This is a genomic window from Neorhizobium sp. LMR1-1-1.1 (assembly GCF_040675795.1).
Taxonomy (GTDB): Bacteria; Pseudomonadota; Alphaproteobacteria; order Rhizobiales; family Rhizobiaceae; genus Neorhizobium; species Neorhizobium cellulosilyticum.
This window is the reverse complement of record NZ_JBEGHE010000102.1, coordinates 139804-154751: the sequence shown is the minus strand read 5'-3', so window position 1 is coordinate 154751 and position 14948 is coordinate 139804. Positions and strand designations below refer to the sequence as shown.

Here is a 14948-nt window from a genome sequence, read left to right as displayed (position 1 = left end):
ATAGGTCTGGACCGACATCGATAAAACGGGGATAATATCGAAGGTTCTTATCGAATATCTGGATAGCTCTCATGGATGCAAATCCGACCCTCGACCAGTTGCAGGTCTTCATCGCCGTTGCGGAAACGGGAAGCTTTTCGGCCGCGGCCCGCTCGCTCAACCGGGCGCAATCCGTGGTCAGCTACACGATCGGCAATCTGGAAGCCCAGCTTGAAGTCACGCTTTTCGAGCGCAGCGGTGCACGCCAGCCAAAACTCACCGAAGCGGGTAGGGCGATGCTGGCCGATGCTCGCCGGATTGTTGCCGACCTGCAGGTCATGCGCTCGCGCGCCAAGGGTATCCGGCAGGGGCTTGAGGCGGAAATCACGCTGGCGATCAGCGTCATGGTTCCGGCCGACGCGCTTGTTGCCGAACTCAAGGAATTCAGGACGGAATTCCCGACCGTCGCGCTCAACCTAAATGTCGGCGAACTCGGCATGGTGATGAACCTTGTCATGAACGGCAAGGCGGATATCGGCATTGGCGGGGCGCTGTTGAAACAGGACGATTCGCTTATCGCGGAAAAGATCGGCCACGCTTTCCTGCTACCGGTCGCTGCCGCCGACCACCCGCTGGCCAAGCTCGGGCGACCGCTGACGCTTGCCGATGTTCGTGAGGAGACGCAGCTCGTCGTCACCGACGCATCAGGCATCACTGCCGGTCGCGATTTCAACGTTCTCTCCTACAAGATCTGGCGGGTCAGCGACATCGCCACCAAGCATCATCTCGTCAAGGGTGGGCTCGGCTGGGGCGGCTTGCCGGCATCGCTGGTGCGCGACGATGTGCGTGACGGCAATCTCGTCGTTCTCGATATCGAAGCCTACGAGCAGGGCGAATACCCGCTTTATGCGCTGCGCAGGACGGCAAGCCCGCCCGGTCCTGCCGGCCAATGGCTGATCGATAGCTTCGCCCGCCGGCTTTCGACCTGCCCGAACAAGCAGCATTTCACCACCATGCTCCGCGCCGATATCGACAAGCCCATCGATGTGCCTGCCTATCCCGAGGCGGCGGAGTAGGCCGGCGCAATCCGTGCGATTGACCGCGTCGGGCTGATCTTGATATAGATCGCATCACGGTCAGCAGTTCACCGAGGCGTCGCCGTCCCTTATGGGAAGCTAAACCTGCACATTCAGATATCAGCACTTATCCTGTGCCGAAGTCGACAAGACGGTGACCAGCGACATACCAGACGGACCGGCACGATTTAAAGGATAAGCCATGCCCAGAACCATCTTTCCGATGGCCGTGTCAGATATGTCGGCCTTCGCCAAATCCCTGCGAAACCAGATCGACAGGCTCGATCACAAGCCGACCCATGTGGAGATGCTCAATCTCCTGAGCCGCGCCGCGGGTTTCCGCAATTACCAGCATTTTCGTGCAACGGCCGATAGCGCCGATCCCGTCGAGATGAGCCACACCACGGCCGAGCCGGAACCGCAGGCAAACGAACGTCGTGTCATGCACACGCTTCGCGTCTTCGACCGGGACGGGCGTATCATCCGCTGGCCGGGAAAACGCTCGCAGCAGGAGCTTTGCCTCTGGTTCCTCTGGTCGAAGATCCCGCGCGGAAGAATGTTTTCCGAACGGGAGATCAGCGTATTCCTGAACGGGTTGCACCTCTTCGAGGATGCCGCATTGCTGAGAAGAGATCTCTTCGACCTCGGCCTCGTCACCCGCAATCGTGACGGCAGCGATTATCGCCGCATTGAGAAAAAGCCGCCACCGGAGCTAGGGCTTCTCCTGCGCAAGGTCGCAACCTTGCCGATGAAAATCCCGACCCGGCAGGGACCGGCGACCGGCTTGCCGCAAACGGCAAGCCCGGCCTGACCGTCATAGCGTCAGCGTGCCGGAAATGCATGTCGCGACCTCGCCGCCGACCCAGATGTCGTCACTGAGCTTGTCGACATGCACCCGGCCGGCGCGGCCGAGCACCGTGCCTTGCGCAGCGACATAGCTTTCCGGCGCAATTCCGGAGCCGATCAGCCATTGCGCAAGCCCGGCATTCAGGCTTCCCGTCACCGGGTCCTCGTAGCCGTTACGGGTAAAGGCGCGCACTTCGAACTGCGCGTCTTCACCATCCGATTGCGGGTCAAAGCGCCCGACCAACCCAACCCGCGCACCTGCAAGACGCGAATAGTCCGGCCTGACCGCCAGCACATCCGCGCGTGAGGGCAGGCGCACACCGATCCAGTCCGGCCCGTTCTCGACCCAGTTGGCGTCCTCGATCATGGAGACCGGGATGCCGAGCCCGCTGGCTATTCTCTCGATCAACGCCGGCTCCACCGGGCCGCTTCGCACGAGCGGTGGCGCGGCAAAGGCAAGCCTCTGGCCGTCGCGGCGGATTCGCACCAGCCCGGCGCCGCATTCCTGAACGATCTCGCCCTGAGGCGCATTTGCCGCCTGGCTCAGCCACACATGTGCACTACCGAGCGTCGGATGTCCTGCAAACGGCAGCTCCTGTGTCGGCGTAAAGATCCGCACACGGTAATGCGCCTCCACCGTTGTCGGCTCCAAAAGAAAGGTCGTTTCGCTGAGATTGGTCCAGTTGGCAAAGGCCTGCATCTGCGCGTCATCGAGCGCATCTGCACCGATGACGACCGCAAGCGGGTTGCCGCGCATCGGCTGGCTGGAAAAGACATCGACCTGCTGGAAGGAAAAGCTTGGCATAGGGATCACTGCATCCGGTTGAAACGAAAACGGCAGCCTTTCAGCTGCCGCTTGATTCCGCAAATGATTTGCCCGGTGGCTGATCGCCTCACAGCACCAGCCGGAACTTCGCAAAACCGTTTTCACCGTCGCCGGCATCCTCGATTTTTGCCCCTTTGATCTCGCTGGCGAAATGGCGCCCCTTCGGTCCGCTCTCGAACACCGCCGTCGTTCCCGGCAACGGCTTGAAGGACCAGTTTCCGTCGGCCGTCGGGTTGATCGTCCCCTGTTCGACGATATAGCGCACGATCACGTCACGGTTGGTATCGGGCGCAACGAAGATCACCTTGTCACCGGCAATTTCCGGGAACTTGCCGCCACCACCAGCACGATAATTATTCGTCACGACGACGAATTTTTGAGCTGGATCAATCGATTTTCCTTCAAACTTCAAGTCAGTTATGCGATGCGCATCTTCATTGATCAGCTTGCCGTCCTTGTCAAAGCGCACCTGCTGCGACAGGTCGATCTGGTAGGTCACGCCATCGATGACATCGTAATTGTAGGAAGGGAAACCGTCGTTCAGCAGCGCCGCATCCTTGGCTCCCGCCTTGACTTGATTGAACATGCCCGCCGACATTTCCAGCCAGTTTTTCACCTGCGCGCCGGTAATCAGTACCGCCTGAACCGTGTTCGGATAGAGATAGAGGTCGGCGACGTTCTTGATCGCGATATCACCGGTCGGCACGTCGGTATAATATTCGGCACCGCCACGTCCGCCGGCCTTGAACGGAGCCGCAGCCGAAAGCACCGGATAGTCCTTGTACTGGCCATCCTTCAGCATCTGCTTGATATACCAGCTCTGCGCATTCGAGACGATCTGCACCGACGGATCGTCGGCCACCAGCGCAAAATAGGAATAGAGCGGCGCCGAGGTCTTGCCGACAGGCCGGCGCACATAGGCCAGCGTCGCTTCGTGTTCGGCTTTGGCCGCGACAATAACTTCCGGCTTGTCCCTCACGTCCGCGACAATCTTGCGGTTCTCGTCGCGATGATAGATCGGCCGTGCCTCGGAGGTGGATGAGATGATCTTCCACCCGTTGCCGTCCTTTTCGACAAGCAGATCGATCAGGCCCATATGCGAGCCCCAGAAACCGGCCATCACCGCGGGCTTGCCCATCAGCGTGCCCTTCTTGGCATCCGCACCGGCAATCCCGTCAAAATCCTTCGGCCCGGGGAAGACAAGATGCTGGTGGCCGGTAAAGATCGCATCGATGCCTTCAATGCCGGCAAGATAAAGCGAGGCATTTTCCATCCGCTCGCTCTGGCCGGAGCCGTCGATGCCGGAATGCGAAAGCGCGATCACGATATCCGCACCTTCCTCCTTCATCTGCGGCACCCAGGCCTTTGCTGCATCGACGATGTCGCGCGTCTGCGCCTTGCCTTCGAGGTTCTTGGCATCCCAGACCATGATCTGTGGCGGCACGAAACCGATGAACCCGACCTTGATCGGCGAGGTGGCTCCTGACCCGTCACGGATCTGCTTTTCGAGGATCACATAGGGCTTGAAGAAAAGTTCATCCTTCTTGGCATCGGATGCCAACATGCCTTTGGTTAGATTCGCACAAACGTATGGAAAGCCCGATCCGGCGAGCACCTTGTTGAGGAAGTCTAGGCCATAATTGAACTCGTGGTTTCCAAGTGTCCCGACGTCATAACCAAGCACGTTCATCGCGCTGATTACGGGATGCTTGTCACCCTCCTTCATGCCGCGCTCATAGGCGATGTAGTCGCCGAGCGGATTGCCCTGAAGGAAGTCGCCATTGTCGATCAGCATCGAATTGCCGGCCTCGGCGCGGATCGCGTCGACGATCGAGGCGGTGCGGGCGAGACCCAGCGTGTCGTTCGGCTTGTCGGCGTAATAATCGTAAGGGAAGACGTGGACATGGATATCCGTCGTTTCCATGATCCGAAGATGTGCCTGGTTGGCCTGCGCTCGCGCGGCGAAAGGATGCAGCGCGACCAGTGCGGAAGAGGCGGCAATCCCACCGAGAACCGAACGGCGCGAGAGCTGAAAGGATAAAGTGGAGGACGGCATGATATCTCCCTATTCGTCATCGAAAGGTGTAACACTAGGCGCATTCGCATGAGCCTGCATCACCAAAATGACAGGGGGAATAATCCTTCTCTGGCTTACCGTTTCAGCACGGGCTGGATGTCCTGATGGAAGAAGCGGAAATAGGCTGCGACCTGTGCTGCTGCATTCGTATTGGGGCGAAACTGGATGCCGAGGCGTCCATTATGGCTCCACTTCACCATACCCTCCAGAACACCAAGCTCCTCACTGTCAATTCTGACGGGGCTTCCGATGGAGGCATTGAGTGGTGCGCCGAGGTCTAGCGCCAGACCGGTCGCCGAAATATCGACGACGCGAGCATTGACCGATTGCCCGTAATATTTCAGCGTTCCGGGAATGCGTGCCTTGCGCCGAGGAGCAGAGCGCACCTTCATGTTGAGATTGTTCACTGCCATGTCCTGATACCTCCTGACCTTTTATCCGGATTATATCTGGCATGAATTGAAACGCCTTTAGTTTGCGTCATAAAATTGTAACAGATCGGGTAACCGCCGCTTTACATCCGCTTGCCTCTGGCGCGAATGGAGGAGGGAGAGAAGCTGATTCTCTCGCCGCGGAGGATCTGCATTTGCCTCGATATTTTGGCCATACTGCCACGACCGGAATGGATGCCGGATGAGCACATCGGTCGTGCTTCTGGCTTTGTTTGCTGCAGTTCTTCATGCCAGCTGGAATGCTTTCCTGCGTTCGGGTGCCGATCGCTTCTGGATGATGACGGTCATGAACCTTGCCATCACGGTTGCCGCCATTCCGGTTGTGCTCATCTTTCCCGTGCCGGTCGCGGATGCATGGCCCTATATCATCGGCTCTTCGCTGTTTCAGGTCGCCTACGGCCTTCTGCTCGTCGCCGCATACAGGCATGGTGAACTCGGGCAGGTTTATCCGATCATCCGTGGCAGTGCACCGCTTCTGGTCACGGTTGGCAGTTTCTTCCTGATGGGCGAGGTGCTGCAGCCCCTGGCCATGCTCGGCGTTCTGTGCATCGTGCTCGGTATCATGACGCTGGCGCTCGGCAAGACGAGGGCATCCGGCACGTCGATGCTGTTTGCACTTGCGACCGGCGTGGCGATCGCGGGTTATTCAACCCTTGATGCCATCGGCATCCGGGTGGCAGGAGAACGAGTAGCCTATATTGCCTGGGTGTTCATTCTTCCGGGCATTCTTCTTTCCGCGGCCTACATGGCTATACGCGGGCCTCTGCATATCGATATCCGCTCACCGGAAACCCGCAAGGCGATCGGCGGCGGCCTGGTCTCGCTTCTCTCTTACGGCACTGTTCTGGTTGCTTATTCATTGGCACCGGCCGGTCCGGTATCGGCACTCAGGGAGACCAGCGTGGTGTTCGCTGCTCTCATCGGATGGAAGTTCCTGGGGGAGCGCCTGACACCGAGGCGCATCCTTGCATGCATCGTGGTTGCCGCCGGCGCCATCCTTATTGGGGTTTCGTGACGCCGCGACCCATCTTTAACGGGATTTCCAGCTCATAGGTGCAACCACATTGGGGCTGGTTGCCAGATCAAGTTCAAGAGGAATGCGTTTTTCGCCTGCAAGTGCCCCCACGGTGAAGGCTCCCCAGGCTCTGATGACCAGCTTGGCTTCACCCTTGGTCACCGGAACGTGGTACTGATTGGGCTGGAAACTATCATGCAGGAAGAAATCGACCACTCCCGTAAGTATGGTGTCCTTTGTCGCCCGAACGGTGATCGAGACCTTCTGCCAATCGCCGCCGACATCAGATTTCTCGACTATGGCGGCAATCTGCAGCCCCTTATTGGTTTCCTGACCTCCGAAACGCTGTTTCTGCGGATCATTGGCGACGGTGATCGCCGGCAATTCGGGCTTGTCGGTGGTGGAAATACTCTGAGCCTCAAAGCCGCTTTCGAGACTGGCTGTTCATCGAGCTCGATCGCTACGTTTTTCGTCCGCTCGATACGCTGGCCATTTTCTTCCACTTTCTCGGCCAGGGAGGCTACGAGACCATCTTTGCCGACACTAATGCTCGCAAGTTTTGGAGCAAGCAACGCTATGATCGCCATGGCAAGATATGTGGCGATCTTTGCACTGTCACTGCTTTGATACCCGATCACCTCTCCGATGACGAGCAATATGGAAATAATGCTGACGATACCCGCGCCTAATTCCAGTGAACTTCGCTTCATCTACCCCTCCCTTGAATGGCGCCTCAAGATTGGGTGTATTTTGGATTTATGCAACCCTAAATAATCATAGGCCGACATTGGGTCTATCGATGATTTCACGGAGCGCGAAACTTGAATTGATCTTCACCACATGCGGTAGAGCTGAGAGCCAGTCGCGATGAATACGCTCGTAGTCTTCAAGATCCTTGGCCGCGACGCGCAGGATATAGTCATATTCCCCGGACATCAGATAGCAGACGAGCACATTGGGGCACAAATTCACCGCGGCTTCGAATTCGGTCAGCGTTTTGGCGAACTGGCCCGATAGCGAGATGTGGACGATGACCATCATCTTGTAGTCGAGCGCGGCATTGGAAAGGCGTGCGTGATAGCCGCTGATCGTGCCGTTTTTTTCCAGAATGTCGAGGCGGCGCGAACAGGCGGATGGTGAAAGCCCGACACGCTCGGCCAGTTCCGCGTTGGATATTCGCCCGTGATCCTGCAATGTCCGCATGATCGCACGATCGATGGCATCAAAGCTGCTCATTGCGGTTTCTTCCGAAAAATGACGATCTGGCGCAATAATCCCCGAAAATCAGGGTTGCAGCAATCACTCTTCGCAAGGACATTCCGTCGCTTTTCTGATGTGCTCGTCGGGCAAAAAATCAACTGGCGATAGCCAATATAAAAGAGAGGAATGCTGTATGCGTGTCGGGTGCCCGAAGGAAATCAAGAACCATGAATATCGTGTCGGTCTCACGCCCGGTGCCGTGCGTGAATATGTGGCGCATGGCCATGATGTGATCGTGGAAACGAAGGCTGGTGCCGGTATTGGCGCGGATGACGCCGCCTATCAGGCGGCTGGCGCAAAAATCGTCGCTTCGGCCAAGGATGTCTTCGAAAAATCCGACATGGTGGTCAAGGTCAAGGAGCCGCAGCCGGCAGAGTGGGCACAGTTGCGTGAGGGCCAGATCCTCTACACCTATCTTCACCTTGCTCCCGATCCGGAACAGACCAAGGGCCTGCTCGCCTCCGGCGTAACCGGCGTCGCTTATGAAACGGTCACCGATGAGCGCGGCGGCCTTCCGCTTCTGGCGCCGATGTCGGAAGTCGCCGGTCGGCTGGCAATTCAGGCCGGTGCAACGGCCCTCCAGAAAGCCAATGGCGGTCGTGGTATCCTGCTCGGCGGCGTGCCCGGCGTTGCGCCTGCCAAGGTCACCGTTATCGGAGGCGGCGTCGTCGGGCTTCATGCTGCCCGGATGGCGGCAGGCCTCGGAGCCGATGTAACCATTCTCGATCGCTCGCTGCCGCGCCTGCGCCAGCTCGACGATATTTTCGCCGGCCGCGTCCATACCCGTTATTCGACCATCGATGCGCTCGAAGAAGAAACCTTCTCGGCCGATCTTGTCATCGGTGCAGTGCTCATCCCTGGCGCTGCAGCCCCGAAACTTGTCACGCGCGAAATGCTGTCCGGTATGAAGCAGGGCGCGGTCATGGTTGACGTTGCGATCGATCAGGGCGGTTGCTTCGAGACATCCCATGCCACCACTCATTCCGACCCAACCTATGAGGTTGATGGCATCGTGCATTATTGCGTCGCCAACATGCCGGGCGCGGTACCGATCACGTCCGCACATGCACTGAACAACGCCACGCTTCAGTATGGCCTCGCTCTCGCCGATCGGGGCTTACGCGCCATCGCCGAAGACAGGCATCTGCGCAACGGCTTAAACGTGCACAAGGGACGGGTCACCAACAGGGCCGTTGCCGAAGCACTCGGTTACGAAGCCTTCGCCCCTGAAAGCCTGCTGAACGTCGCCTGATCTGCCTCAATTCTGCCAGTCTGAACGCCGGGTGCAGCAGCGCCCGGCGTTTTTTGCACGTAAAATCAATTCGATATTATTTAGATATATCGAAAGGCTTGCGTTGTGAGTTTATTGGGCTATCTTTAGATATATCGAAAGACAGTCTAAGGAGACGGAAATGTTTGGACACAGGTTTGATGGCCGCGATCGGTGCGGCGAACACGGGGGCCGGGGAGCCAGCAAGGGCTTCGAGGAAATCTTTGCCGCGCGCGGCGGCCCATTCGGTCGCGGCTTTGGCGGTCCCGGCCGTGGTGGGCGAGGTGGCCCGGGCGGCGGTCATGGCTTCGGTGATGAAGGTGACGGTCGTATCGGCCGCTTCCTGATGCAGGGCGATCTTCGCCTTCTGGTCTTGGCGCTGATCGAAAAGGAACCGCGCCATGGCTATGAGATCATCAAGCATATCGAGGACATGACCTACGGCTTTTACGCGCCAAGCCCGGGCGTCATCTATCCGACGCTGACCTATCTCGAGGAGGCCGGTTATGTGGTCTCTGAAGCCGATGGCAACAAGAAGCGTTACGCCATCACCGAAGAGGGCAGGGCGCATCTCGAAGAAAACCGCAGCTTCGCCTCCACCATTCTCGGCAGGCTTTCCGAGCTCGCCGAACGCATCAAGCAGCGGCAGGAACGCAACGAACATCACCAGCGCCGCGAACACGGCCCGGAACTGCCGCGCAGCGTCGACGCGGCGCTCCTCAACCTGCGCGAAGTCATCGCCGCCAAGCTGGCGACGGACGAAAGGAAAGCCGGCGATTTCGTCAGGATTCTCCTGCAGGTGGCTGAGGATCTCGATCGCGATGGAAGCAAGGACACTGGTGGCTTGAGCTGATGTTAGGCCTCAATCCAGAGAACAAACTGTTGCTCTCTGGATCTCCTCGCCTGAGGAAAGATCCCTCAAGGACGGCCGGTGATTTCAGAGGAGGCGATATACTAAGCCCGGTCGATCCGGCACTGATAGCAGTTGTTGCGGGCCGAGCGCACATGCAGATAGGCAATGTCGTCGCTCACCAGCAAGCTTGCTGCCCGTTCCGTGATCATGTTGGTCGGCGTCACCGCGCCGCTGCCATAAACGATCCGGTCGTTAAAACCATATCCGCGAACGATATAGTCCGGGCTGGAAAGGATCGGCGGCAACGCCTCTTCGCAGGTATAACGCGGGCAGGGGTTCGCATGCAGGAAAATCGGGCCTGTCTCGGCATAAGGCTGCAGCGAGGGAAAGGGCCGATAGGCAAGCACAAGCAGGCCTTCTCCTTCGTCTATGTTCTGCAGGCAGTGGCGGCAGGGATGGCCCGGACCATCCGAAACCATCGTTTCGGGCCTGTTTTCATAGGCATCGGCGCCGCCGTTCCAGAGGGCCTCGGCCTCTTTCGTCGGCATGGCTTGAAAGCGAATTGTAGACACGGGCCTCTCCTTGACTTGGAAAAGCCATGTGATGGCGGTGATCGCCAAAAGCCGCCACCCGTTTCTTGCCGGCCTTGGCCCTTATCCGTCCAGCGCCTTGAGAAGCTCCGCATCCGTAATCGGCACAATCGTCTCTTCGCTGGTGCCTACCGGCGAAAAACCCATCATCTGGTAAAGCTGGATTGCCCGCGGATGGTCGAGATTGTTGGTGGTGACCGTCACCTTCGACGGATTGTCCTGCCAGGCGGCATAAAGCGCCTGCAGCAGAAACCACTTGCCGATGCCAAGTCCCATAGCCCGTTCGAACAGGCCGAAATAGGAAAGCTCGACAACGTCTTCCGGCTGTTTGGCAAGTTCGAAGAAACCCGAGGGCGCGCCGTCGACATAAAGCACGCTGATGGAAACCGGCTTGCCATGGATGATGGCGGCCAGTTCCTCGTCGCTCAGCCGCAGCCGCTCATACCATTGCCATCGCTTCCCCACCTGTCGGTAGAGATAGCGGTAGAAATGCAGCGGAATGTCGGGCGAGCGCATGATCGCCGTTTGCACATTGACCGGCACCGGCAGACTGCTGCGAGGTGCCGCCGTCATTTCGAGCCGCGTGACACGGACTTTCAGCGGGAGCGGTTTCTTTGCCATGAAAACTGTTCCGGCCTATCGCGCATCTGCCGGTCCGGTCACAACCGGAGCATCGTCTCGCCCGCCCCATTCTGTCCAGGACCCGTCATAAAGCGCATTGTCCTCGTGACCGAGCGATTCCAGCGCCAGCGTAATGATCGCGGCGGTGATACCCGATCCGCAGGTGGTGACGACCGGCTGGCCGAAGTCGATCCCCGCATCCTCGATCGCCTGACGCAGCTCCGGCAGGCTGCGCAGCTTGCCGTTGACGGAAAATGTGCCGGAAGGAAGGCTGCGGGCGCCCGGCATGTGGCCGGAGCGCAAGCCCGGGCGCATTTCAAGCTCTGTCGCGGCAAACCGGCCGGCACTGCGCGCATCTGCGATCTGCCGCTTGCCGTCGACGACGATCGACAGCATTTCGCGAAAATTGATCACCTTGTCGAGGCGCAGATCGGTCTTGAATGTGGTGGTCGAAGGCGCCGGGGTCTCTGTCTCCAGCGGCCGCCCTTCGGCCTTCCAGCCGTCCAGCCCACCATCGAGCACGAAGACGTTTTCAGCCCCCATGATCCGGAACAACCACCATCCGCGCGGCGCCGAAAAGATGCCGGGGCCGTCATAAACCACGATCCGGTCCGTCTCCCTGATGCCCATCTTGCCGACAGCCTCGGCAAATAAGTCCGGGGCAGGGACCATGTGCGGAAGGCCGGTCGAATGATCGGCGACCTTGTCGTGATCGAAACGGATGGCGCCGGGAATATGGCCGGCAAGATATTCGGCATCTGCGTTGCGACCCTGCGCCGGCAGATAGAAAGAGGCATCGATAACCTTCAGGTCGCTCGCCCCCAGTTCGTTTGCCAGCCACTCGGACGAGACCACGAAACGGCTCGTCTTTCCCTCAATCGCTTCGCTCATGCCATCTCTCCCTTGGCCTTTTCAGGCCTGTATTTCGGGCTCGCCGAACCGGATCCGGAAGCGGCGGTTTTCCTTGCCCTTTTTTTCTATTCTGGCGATATGGATCGCGCCGATTTCACTTGTTCTTGCAACATGTGTGCCGCCGCAAGGTTGGCTGTCAATGCTGGAGTTCTCGCCGATACACACCACGCTGACGCGCCCGAGGCCGACCGGCGGGCGGACATTTTTCGACTTCACGATGCCCGGATTGGCAGCCAGTTCCTCGTCGGTGATCCATTGCAGGTAGACAGGATGATCACCATTGACGAGCTCCATCAGCCTTGCCGTGACGTCGTCCTTGTCGATCGTATCGGTCATGTCGAAATCGACCCGCGATTCCTCCTCGCCGACGGCAGCACCGGTGATCGGATACTGGCAGACGACCGAAAGCAGATGGCAGGCGGTGTGCATCCGCATCAGGTTGAAGCGGCGCGGCCAGTCGATCGACAAAGTTACCGTCTCGCCAACCAGAGGCTGGGCCTGACCTTCGAGCGGCACGTGGATGACGATATCCTTCGTTGCCCCATGCCGGGTCTGGCCAAGCAGGATGCGGCTTCCATCCGCCCGGTCGAGAAAACCCGTATCGCCCGGCTGGCCGCCGGAGGTTGCGTAAAAGCAGGTTCGATCGAACTCGATCCCGCCATCCTCATGCACGGATGTCACGACGGCCTCTGTCGTGGTCAGATAGAAGTCGTCGCGGTAAAGCAGCTGTGATGACATGGGAGGCTCTTAGGTATCGTGATCAGACCGTTTCGAAGGGCACGGATATCTGCCGCTTCTGCGTCAGCCATTTCGGCAGCGGCAGGCCCTTCGACTTCAGGAAGTCAGGGTTGAACAGCTTGGACTGATAACGGTTGCCATAGTCGCAGAGCACCGTGACGATCGTATGTCCCGGTCCGAGGTCCTGGGCAAGCCGGATAGCGCCGGCAATGTTGATCCCGGAGGAGCCGCCGAGGCAAAGACCTTCTGTCTCGACCAGATCGAAAATATAGGGCAGGGCTTCCGCGTCCGGGATGCGATAGGAGAAGTCCGGGGTGAACCCTTCGAGATTGGCGGTGATCCGGCCTTGGCCGATGCCTTCGGTGATCGAATTGCCTTCCGACTTCAGCTCGCCATGGGCGTAATATTCATAGAGTGCCGCACCTTCGGGATCGGCAATGCCGATCTTGATGTCGGCATTCTTGGCTTTCAGGCCCATGGCCGTGCCGACCAGCGTGCCGCCTGAGCCGACCGAGCAGATGAACCCGTCCACCTTGCCGCCGGTCTGTTCCCAGATTTCTGGTGCCGTGGTTTCGATATGGGCCTGACGGTTGGCGACATTGTCGAACTGGTTTGCCCAAATCGCACCTGCGGGCTCTGTCTTGGCGAGCTGCTCTGCAAGCCGGCCCGAGACCTTCACGTAATTGTTGGGGTTGCGATAGGGAACCGCCGGAACCTCGACCAGTTCCGCGCCGAGCAGCCGCAAGGCGTCCTTTTTCTCCTGGCTCTGGGTCTCGGGAATGACGATAACCGTCCGATATCCGAGCGCCTTGGCAACCAGCGTCAGGCCGATGCCGGTATTGCCGGCCGTGCCCTCGACGATCACACCGCCTGGTTTCAGCAAGCCCCTCCGCTCGGCATCGCGGATGATGAACAGGGCAGCCCTGTCCTTCACCGATTGGCCCGGATTGAGAAATTCTGCCTTGCCGAGGATCTCGCAGCCGGTCTTTTCCGACGCATCCTTCAATCGGATGAGCGGGGTGTTGCCGATGATGTCGATGACGTTGGGATAGGAAACCATGATGAAGCGCCTTTTTTGGCTGATTTAATCAGCGTCTTTTCCACGGACAAGCGTTTGCGTGCAAGAAAATCCGTTCTCGACCTCTCGGTTGATAGGAAAAGCTCTGCTGCCTCGCGACAGGTTACGCAAAACCGCGTCGGAAAGCATGCGCGCGATTTTGTGATCCGATTAGACGTACCCCTAAAATCTACCATCTTTACGTTGTGCCGATAGGCCTCTAAATTTGACAACAGACATGTTGCTGAACCTGGAACGGCTAGATCTGCTTGTTGCTCACTACGTCGCCGGTTGCCTGCCGGAGCCGGCGCATATCCTCGTGGGCTCTCATCTGGAGATGCAGCCGTCATCGGGACGGTTGGCAGGCGAACTGGAAATTCTTGCCGGACAAAGCCTGGAAGATGCCGAGCCGAGCGAGTTGTCGTCGTCCGAAAGCCGGTTGAAAGCGATCCTGCAATCGAGGCCGGAAATCGACGTGCCGCCTGCAATGGCAAGGCAAGGCGATTCGCTCCCGCATTATCTGCGTTCCTACGCTGGAAGAAATCTCGACGATGTTCCGTGGAAGACCAAGCTTCCGGGCCTCAAGCAACATGTGATCGAGAAGTCGTCGGGGATGGAGGCAAGTCTTTTATGGGCAAGGCCCGGCCGCGCATTGCCGCATCATCACCATAAAGGACTCGAGCTGACACTTGTCTTGCAGGGGCAGTTTTACGATCATCGAGGTGCGTTTTCGCAGGGTGATGTTTCCGTTGCCGACGAGACCATCATTCATCGACCCGTCGCGGCGTCCGATAGTCCTTGCCTGTGCTTTTCGGTTCTGCTGGCGCCCATCACCTTGAGCGGGCCGACCTTCAGGATGCTGGGCGATATCTTGGGCATGTAATGCTAAGCTGATGCATGGCCGCAGCCAAAAAATGCGGCCACCCGACGGGTGACCGCAATCTGACCTCGTAAAAGTCAGTAAGGCAATCTCAATTGACGTGAAGCTGTGCCTCGCTCACCGCGTTTTCGAACTCCTGCCGGGCCTCCTCGGGCGTGCGACGCCCGTCGAGAGCTGCGCGGCAGCAGCTTCTTGCCTTGACGAAATGTGGCCCTCGCAGATCCGGCCAGCGATCGGTCAGCACCATCAAAGCCTCCGAAGGGCCGCTGATCATCTCTGTCCCATGATTTCCGAATGCGACTTGAACCGGCTTTTGCCAATTTTCATGCGGCATGAACGATCCTCCCAGTGCTCAGCCCCGAACAATAGAGAGCCTACACCCCGCGCCTTGTTGCGGCTACGATTTTTTTCCCGTTTAGGCTGCGCGCGTTAGGCCAAGTTGCCGCATAAACGCGGATGCTTGGAAAACACCTGCTCCATTCGCCGCATTGGTGAA

General features: G+C 58.7%; 17 protein-coding genes. 6 read left to right on the top strand and 11 right to left on the bottom strand.

The genetic code is table 11. From position 1 onward, the window contains the following. The first annotated feature begins 71 nt into the window (after window positions 1–71). Together MRBLMR1_RS30785 and MRBLMR1_RS30780 are read left to right on the top strand one after the other, a co-directional pair. Window positions 72–1055: a LysR family transcriptional regulator gene (locus MRBLMR1_RS30785; RefSeq protein WP_148146377.1), complete on the top strand. Its 984-nt coding sequence runs from the start codon at window positions 72–74 to the stop codon at window positions 1053–1055. A gap of 202 nt (window positions 1056–1257) precedes the next feature. Next, window positions 1258–1866, top strand: a complete 609-nt coding sequence (locus tag MRBLMR1_RS30780) for a DUF2087 domain-containing protein (RefSeq protein WP_148146378.1) — start codon at window positions 1258–1260, stop codon at window positions 1864–1866. A gap of 3 nt (window positions 1867–1869) precedes the next feature. Here MRBLMR1_RS30780 and MRBLMR1_RS30775 read toward each other — a convergent pair whose 3' ends face one another. The 3 genes from MRBLMR1_RS30775 to MRBLMR1_RS30765 form a co-directional block, all read right to left on the bottom strand. Next, on the bottom strand, window positions 1870–2706 hold the full coding sequence (locus tag MRBLMR1_RS30775; RefSeq protein WP_148146379.1) for a PhzF family phenazine biosynthesis protein: 837 nt from the start codon (window positions 2704–2706) through the stop codon (window positions 1870–1872). An 88-nt stretch (window positions 2707–2794) separates the two neighbouring features. Beyond that, window positions 2795–4783, bottom strand: a complete 1989-nt coding sequence (locus tag MRBLMR1_RS30770; RefSeq protein WP_148146380.1) for a bifunctional 2',3'-cyclic-nucleotide 2'-phosphodiesterase/3'-nucleotidase — start codon at window positions 4781–4783, stop codon at window positions 2795–2797. Between the two features lie 95 nt (window positions 4784–4878). Next, entirely contained in the window at window positions 4879–5217 is a 339-nt protein-coding gene (locus MRBLMR1_RS30765) for a PilZ domain-containing protein (protein ID WP_148146381.1), read from the bottom strand. 220 nt (window positions 5218–5437) lie between these two features. On the opposite strand from MRBLMR1_RS30765, the gene MRBLMR1_RS30760 reads away from it, so the two are divergent. Beyond that, window positions 5438–6271, top strand: coding sequence for a DMT family transporter (locus MRBLMR1_RS30760; RefSeq protein WP_148146382.1), 834 nt, complete (start codon window positions 5438–5440; stop codon window positions 6269–6271). Between the two features lie 15 nt (window positions 6272–6286). Here the strand turns inward: MRBLMR1_RS30760 and MRBLMR1_RS30755 are convergent, their stop codons facing one another. Beyond that, the gene (locus tag MRBLMR1_RS30755) at window positions 6287–6655 is read right to left on the bottom strand and encodes a pYEATS domain-containing protein (protein ID WP_500067252.1); all 369 of its coding nucleotides are present in this window, start codon (window positions 6653–6655) and stop codon (window positions 6287–6289) included. A 390-nt stretch (window positions 6656–7045) separates the two neighbouring features. Further along, on the bottom strand, window positions 7046–7507 hold the full coding sequence (locus MRBLMR1_RS30750; protein WP_500067251.1) for an Lrp/AsnC family transcriptional regulator: 462 nt from the start codon (window positions 7505–7507) through the stop codon (window positions 7046–7048). A 157-nt stretch (window positions 7508–7664) separates the two neighbouring features. Between MRBLMR1_RS30750 and ald the strand changes: the two genes are divergently transcribed. Together ald and MRBLMR1_RS30740 are read left to right on the top strand one after the other, a co-directional pair. Continuing rightward, complete coding sequence (ald, locus tag MRBLMR1_RS30745) at window positions 7665–8783, top strand: alanine dehydrogenase (protein ID WP_148146385.1); 1119 nt, start codon at window positions 7665–7667, stop codon at window positions 8781–8783. Window positions 8784–8943: 160 nt separating this feature from the next. After that, on the top strand, window positions 8944–9654 hold the full coding sequence (locus tag MRBLMR1_RS30740) for a PadR family transcriptional regulator (RefSeq protein WP_148146386.1): 711 nt from the start codon (window positions 8944–8946) through the stop codon (window positions 9652–9654). Between the two features lie 101 nt (window positions 9655–9755). Here the strand turns inward: MRBLMR1_RS30740 and MRBLMR1_RS30735 are convergent, their stop codons facing one another. The 5 genes from MRBLMR1_RS30735 to MRBLMR1_RS30715 form a co-directional block, all read right to left on the bottom strand. Beyond that, window positions 9756–10226, bottom strand: a complete 471-nt coding sequence (locus MRBLMR1_RS30735; protein ID WP_500067250.1) for a DUF1203 domain-containing protein — start codon at window positions 10224–10226, stop codon at window positions 9756–9758. Window positions 10227–10307: 81 nt separating this feature from the next. Further along, complete coding sequence (locus MRBLMR1_RS30730) at window positions 10308–10865, bottom strand: GNAT family N-acetyltransferase (RefSeq protein ID WP_148146388.1); 558 nt, start codon at window positions 10863–10865, stop codon at window positions 10308–10310. 15 nt (window positions 10866–10880) lie between these two features. Further along, the gene (gene sseA, locus MRBLMR1_RS30725; RefSeq protein ID WP_500067256.1) at window positions 10881–11744 is read right to left on the bottom strand and encodes a 3-mercaptopyruvate sulfurtransferase; all 864 of its coding nucleotides are present in this window, start codon (window positions 11742–11744) and stop codon (window positions 10881–10883) included. Window positions 11745–11777: 33 nt separating this feature from the next. Then, window positions 11778–12515, bottom strand: coding sequence for an alanyl-tRNA editing protein (locus MRBLMR1_RS30720; RefSeq protein ID WP_148146390.1), 738 nt, complete (start codon window positions 12513–12515; stop codon window positions 11778–11780). Between the two features lie 22 nt (window positions 12516–12537). Beyond that, window positions 12538–13575: a cysteine synthase A gene (locus tag MRBLMR1_RS30715; protein ID WP_148146391.1), complete on the bottom strand. Its 1038-nt coding sequence runs from the start codon at window positions 13573–13575 to the stop codon at window positions 12538–12540. A 235-nt stretch (window positions 13576–13810) separates the two neighbouring features. Here MRBLMR1_RS30715 and MRBLMR1_RS30710 point away from each other — a divergent pair, with 235 nt between their 5' ends. After that, a complete protein-coding gene (locus MRBLMR1_RS30710) occupies window positions 13811–14455 on the top strand; it encodes a ChrR family anti-sigma-E factor (protein ID WP_148146392.1) in 645 nt (214 codons plus the stop codon). An 88-nt stretch (window positions 14456–14543) separates the two neighbouring features. Here MRBLMR1_RS30710 and MRBLMR1_RS30705 read toward each other — a convergent pair whose 3' ends face one another. After that, on the bottom strand, window positions 14544–14786 hold the full coding sequence (locus MRBLMR1_RS30705) for a DUF982 domain-containing protein (RefSeq protein ID WP_148146393.1): 243 nt from the start codon (window positions 14784–14786) through the stop codon (window positions 14544–14546). Between the last annotated feature and the right edge of the window lie 162 nt (window positions 14787–14948).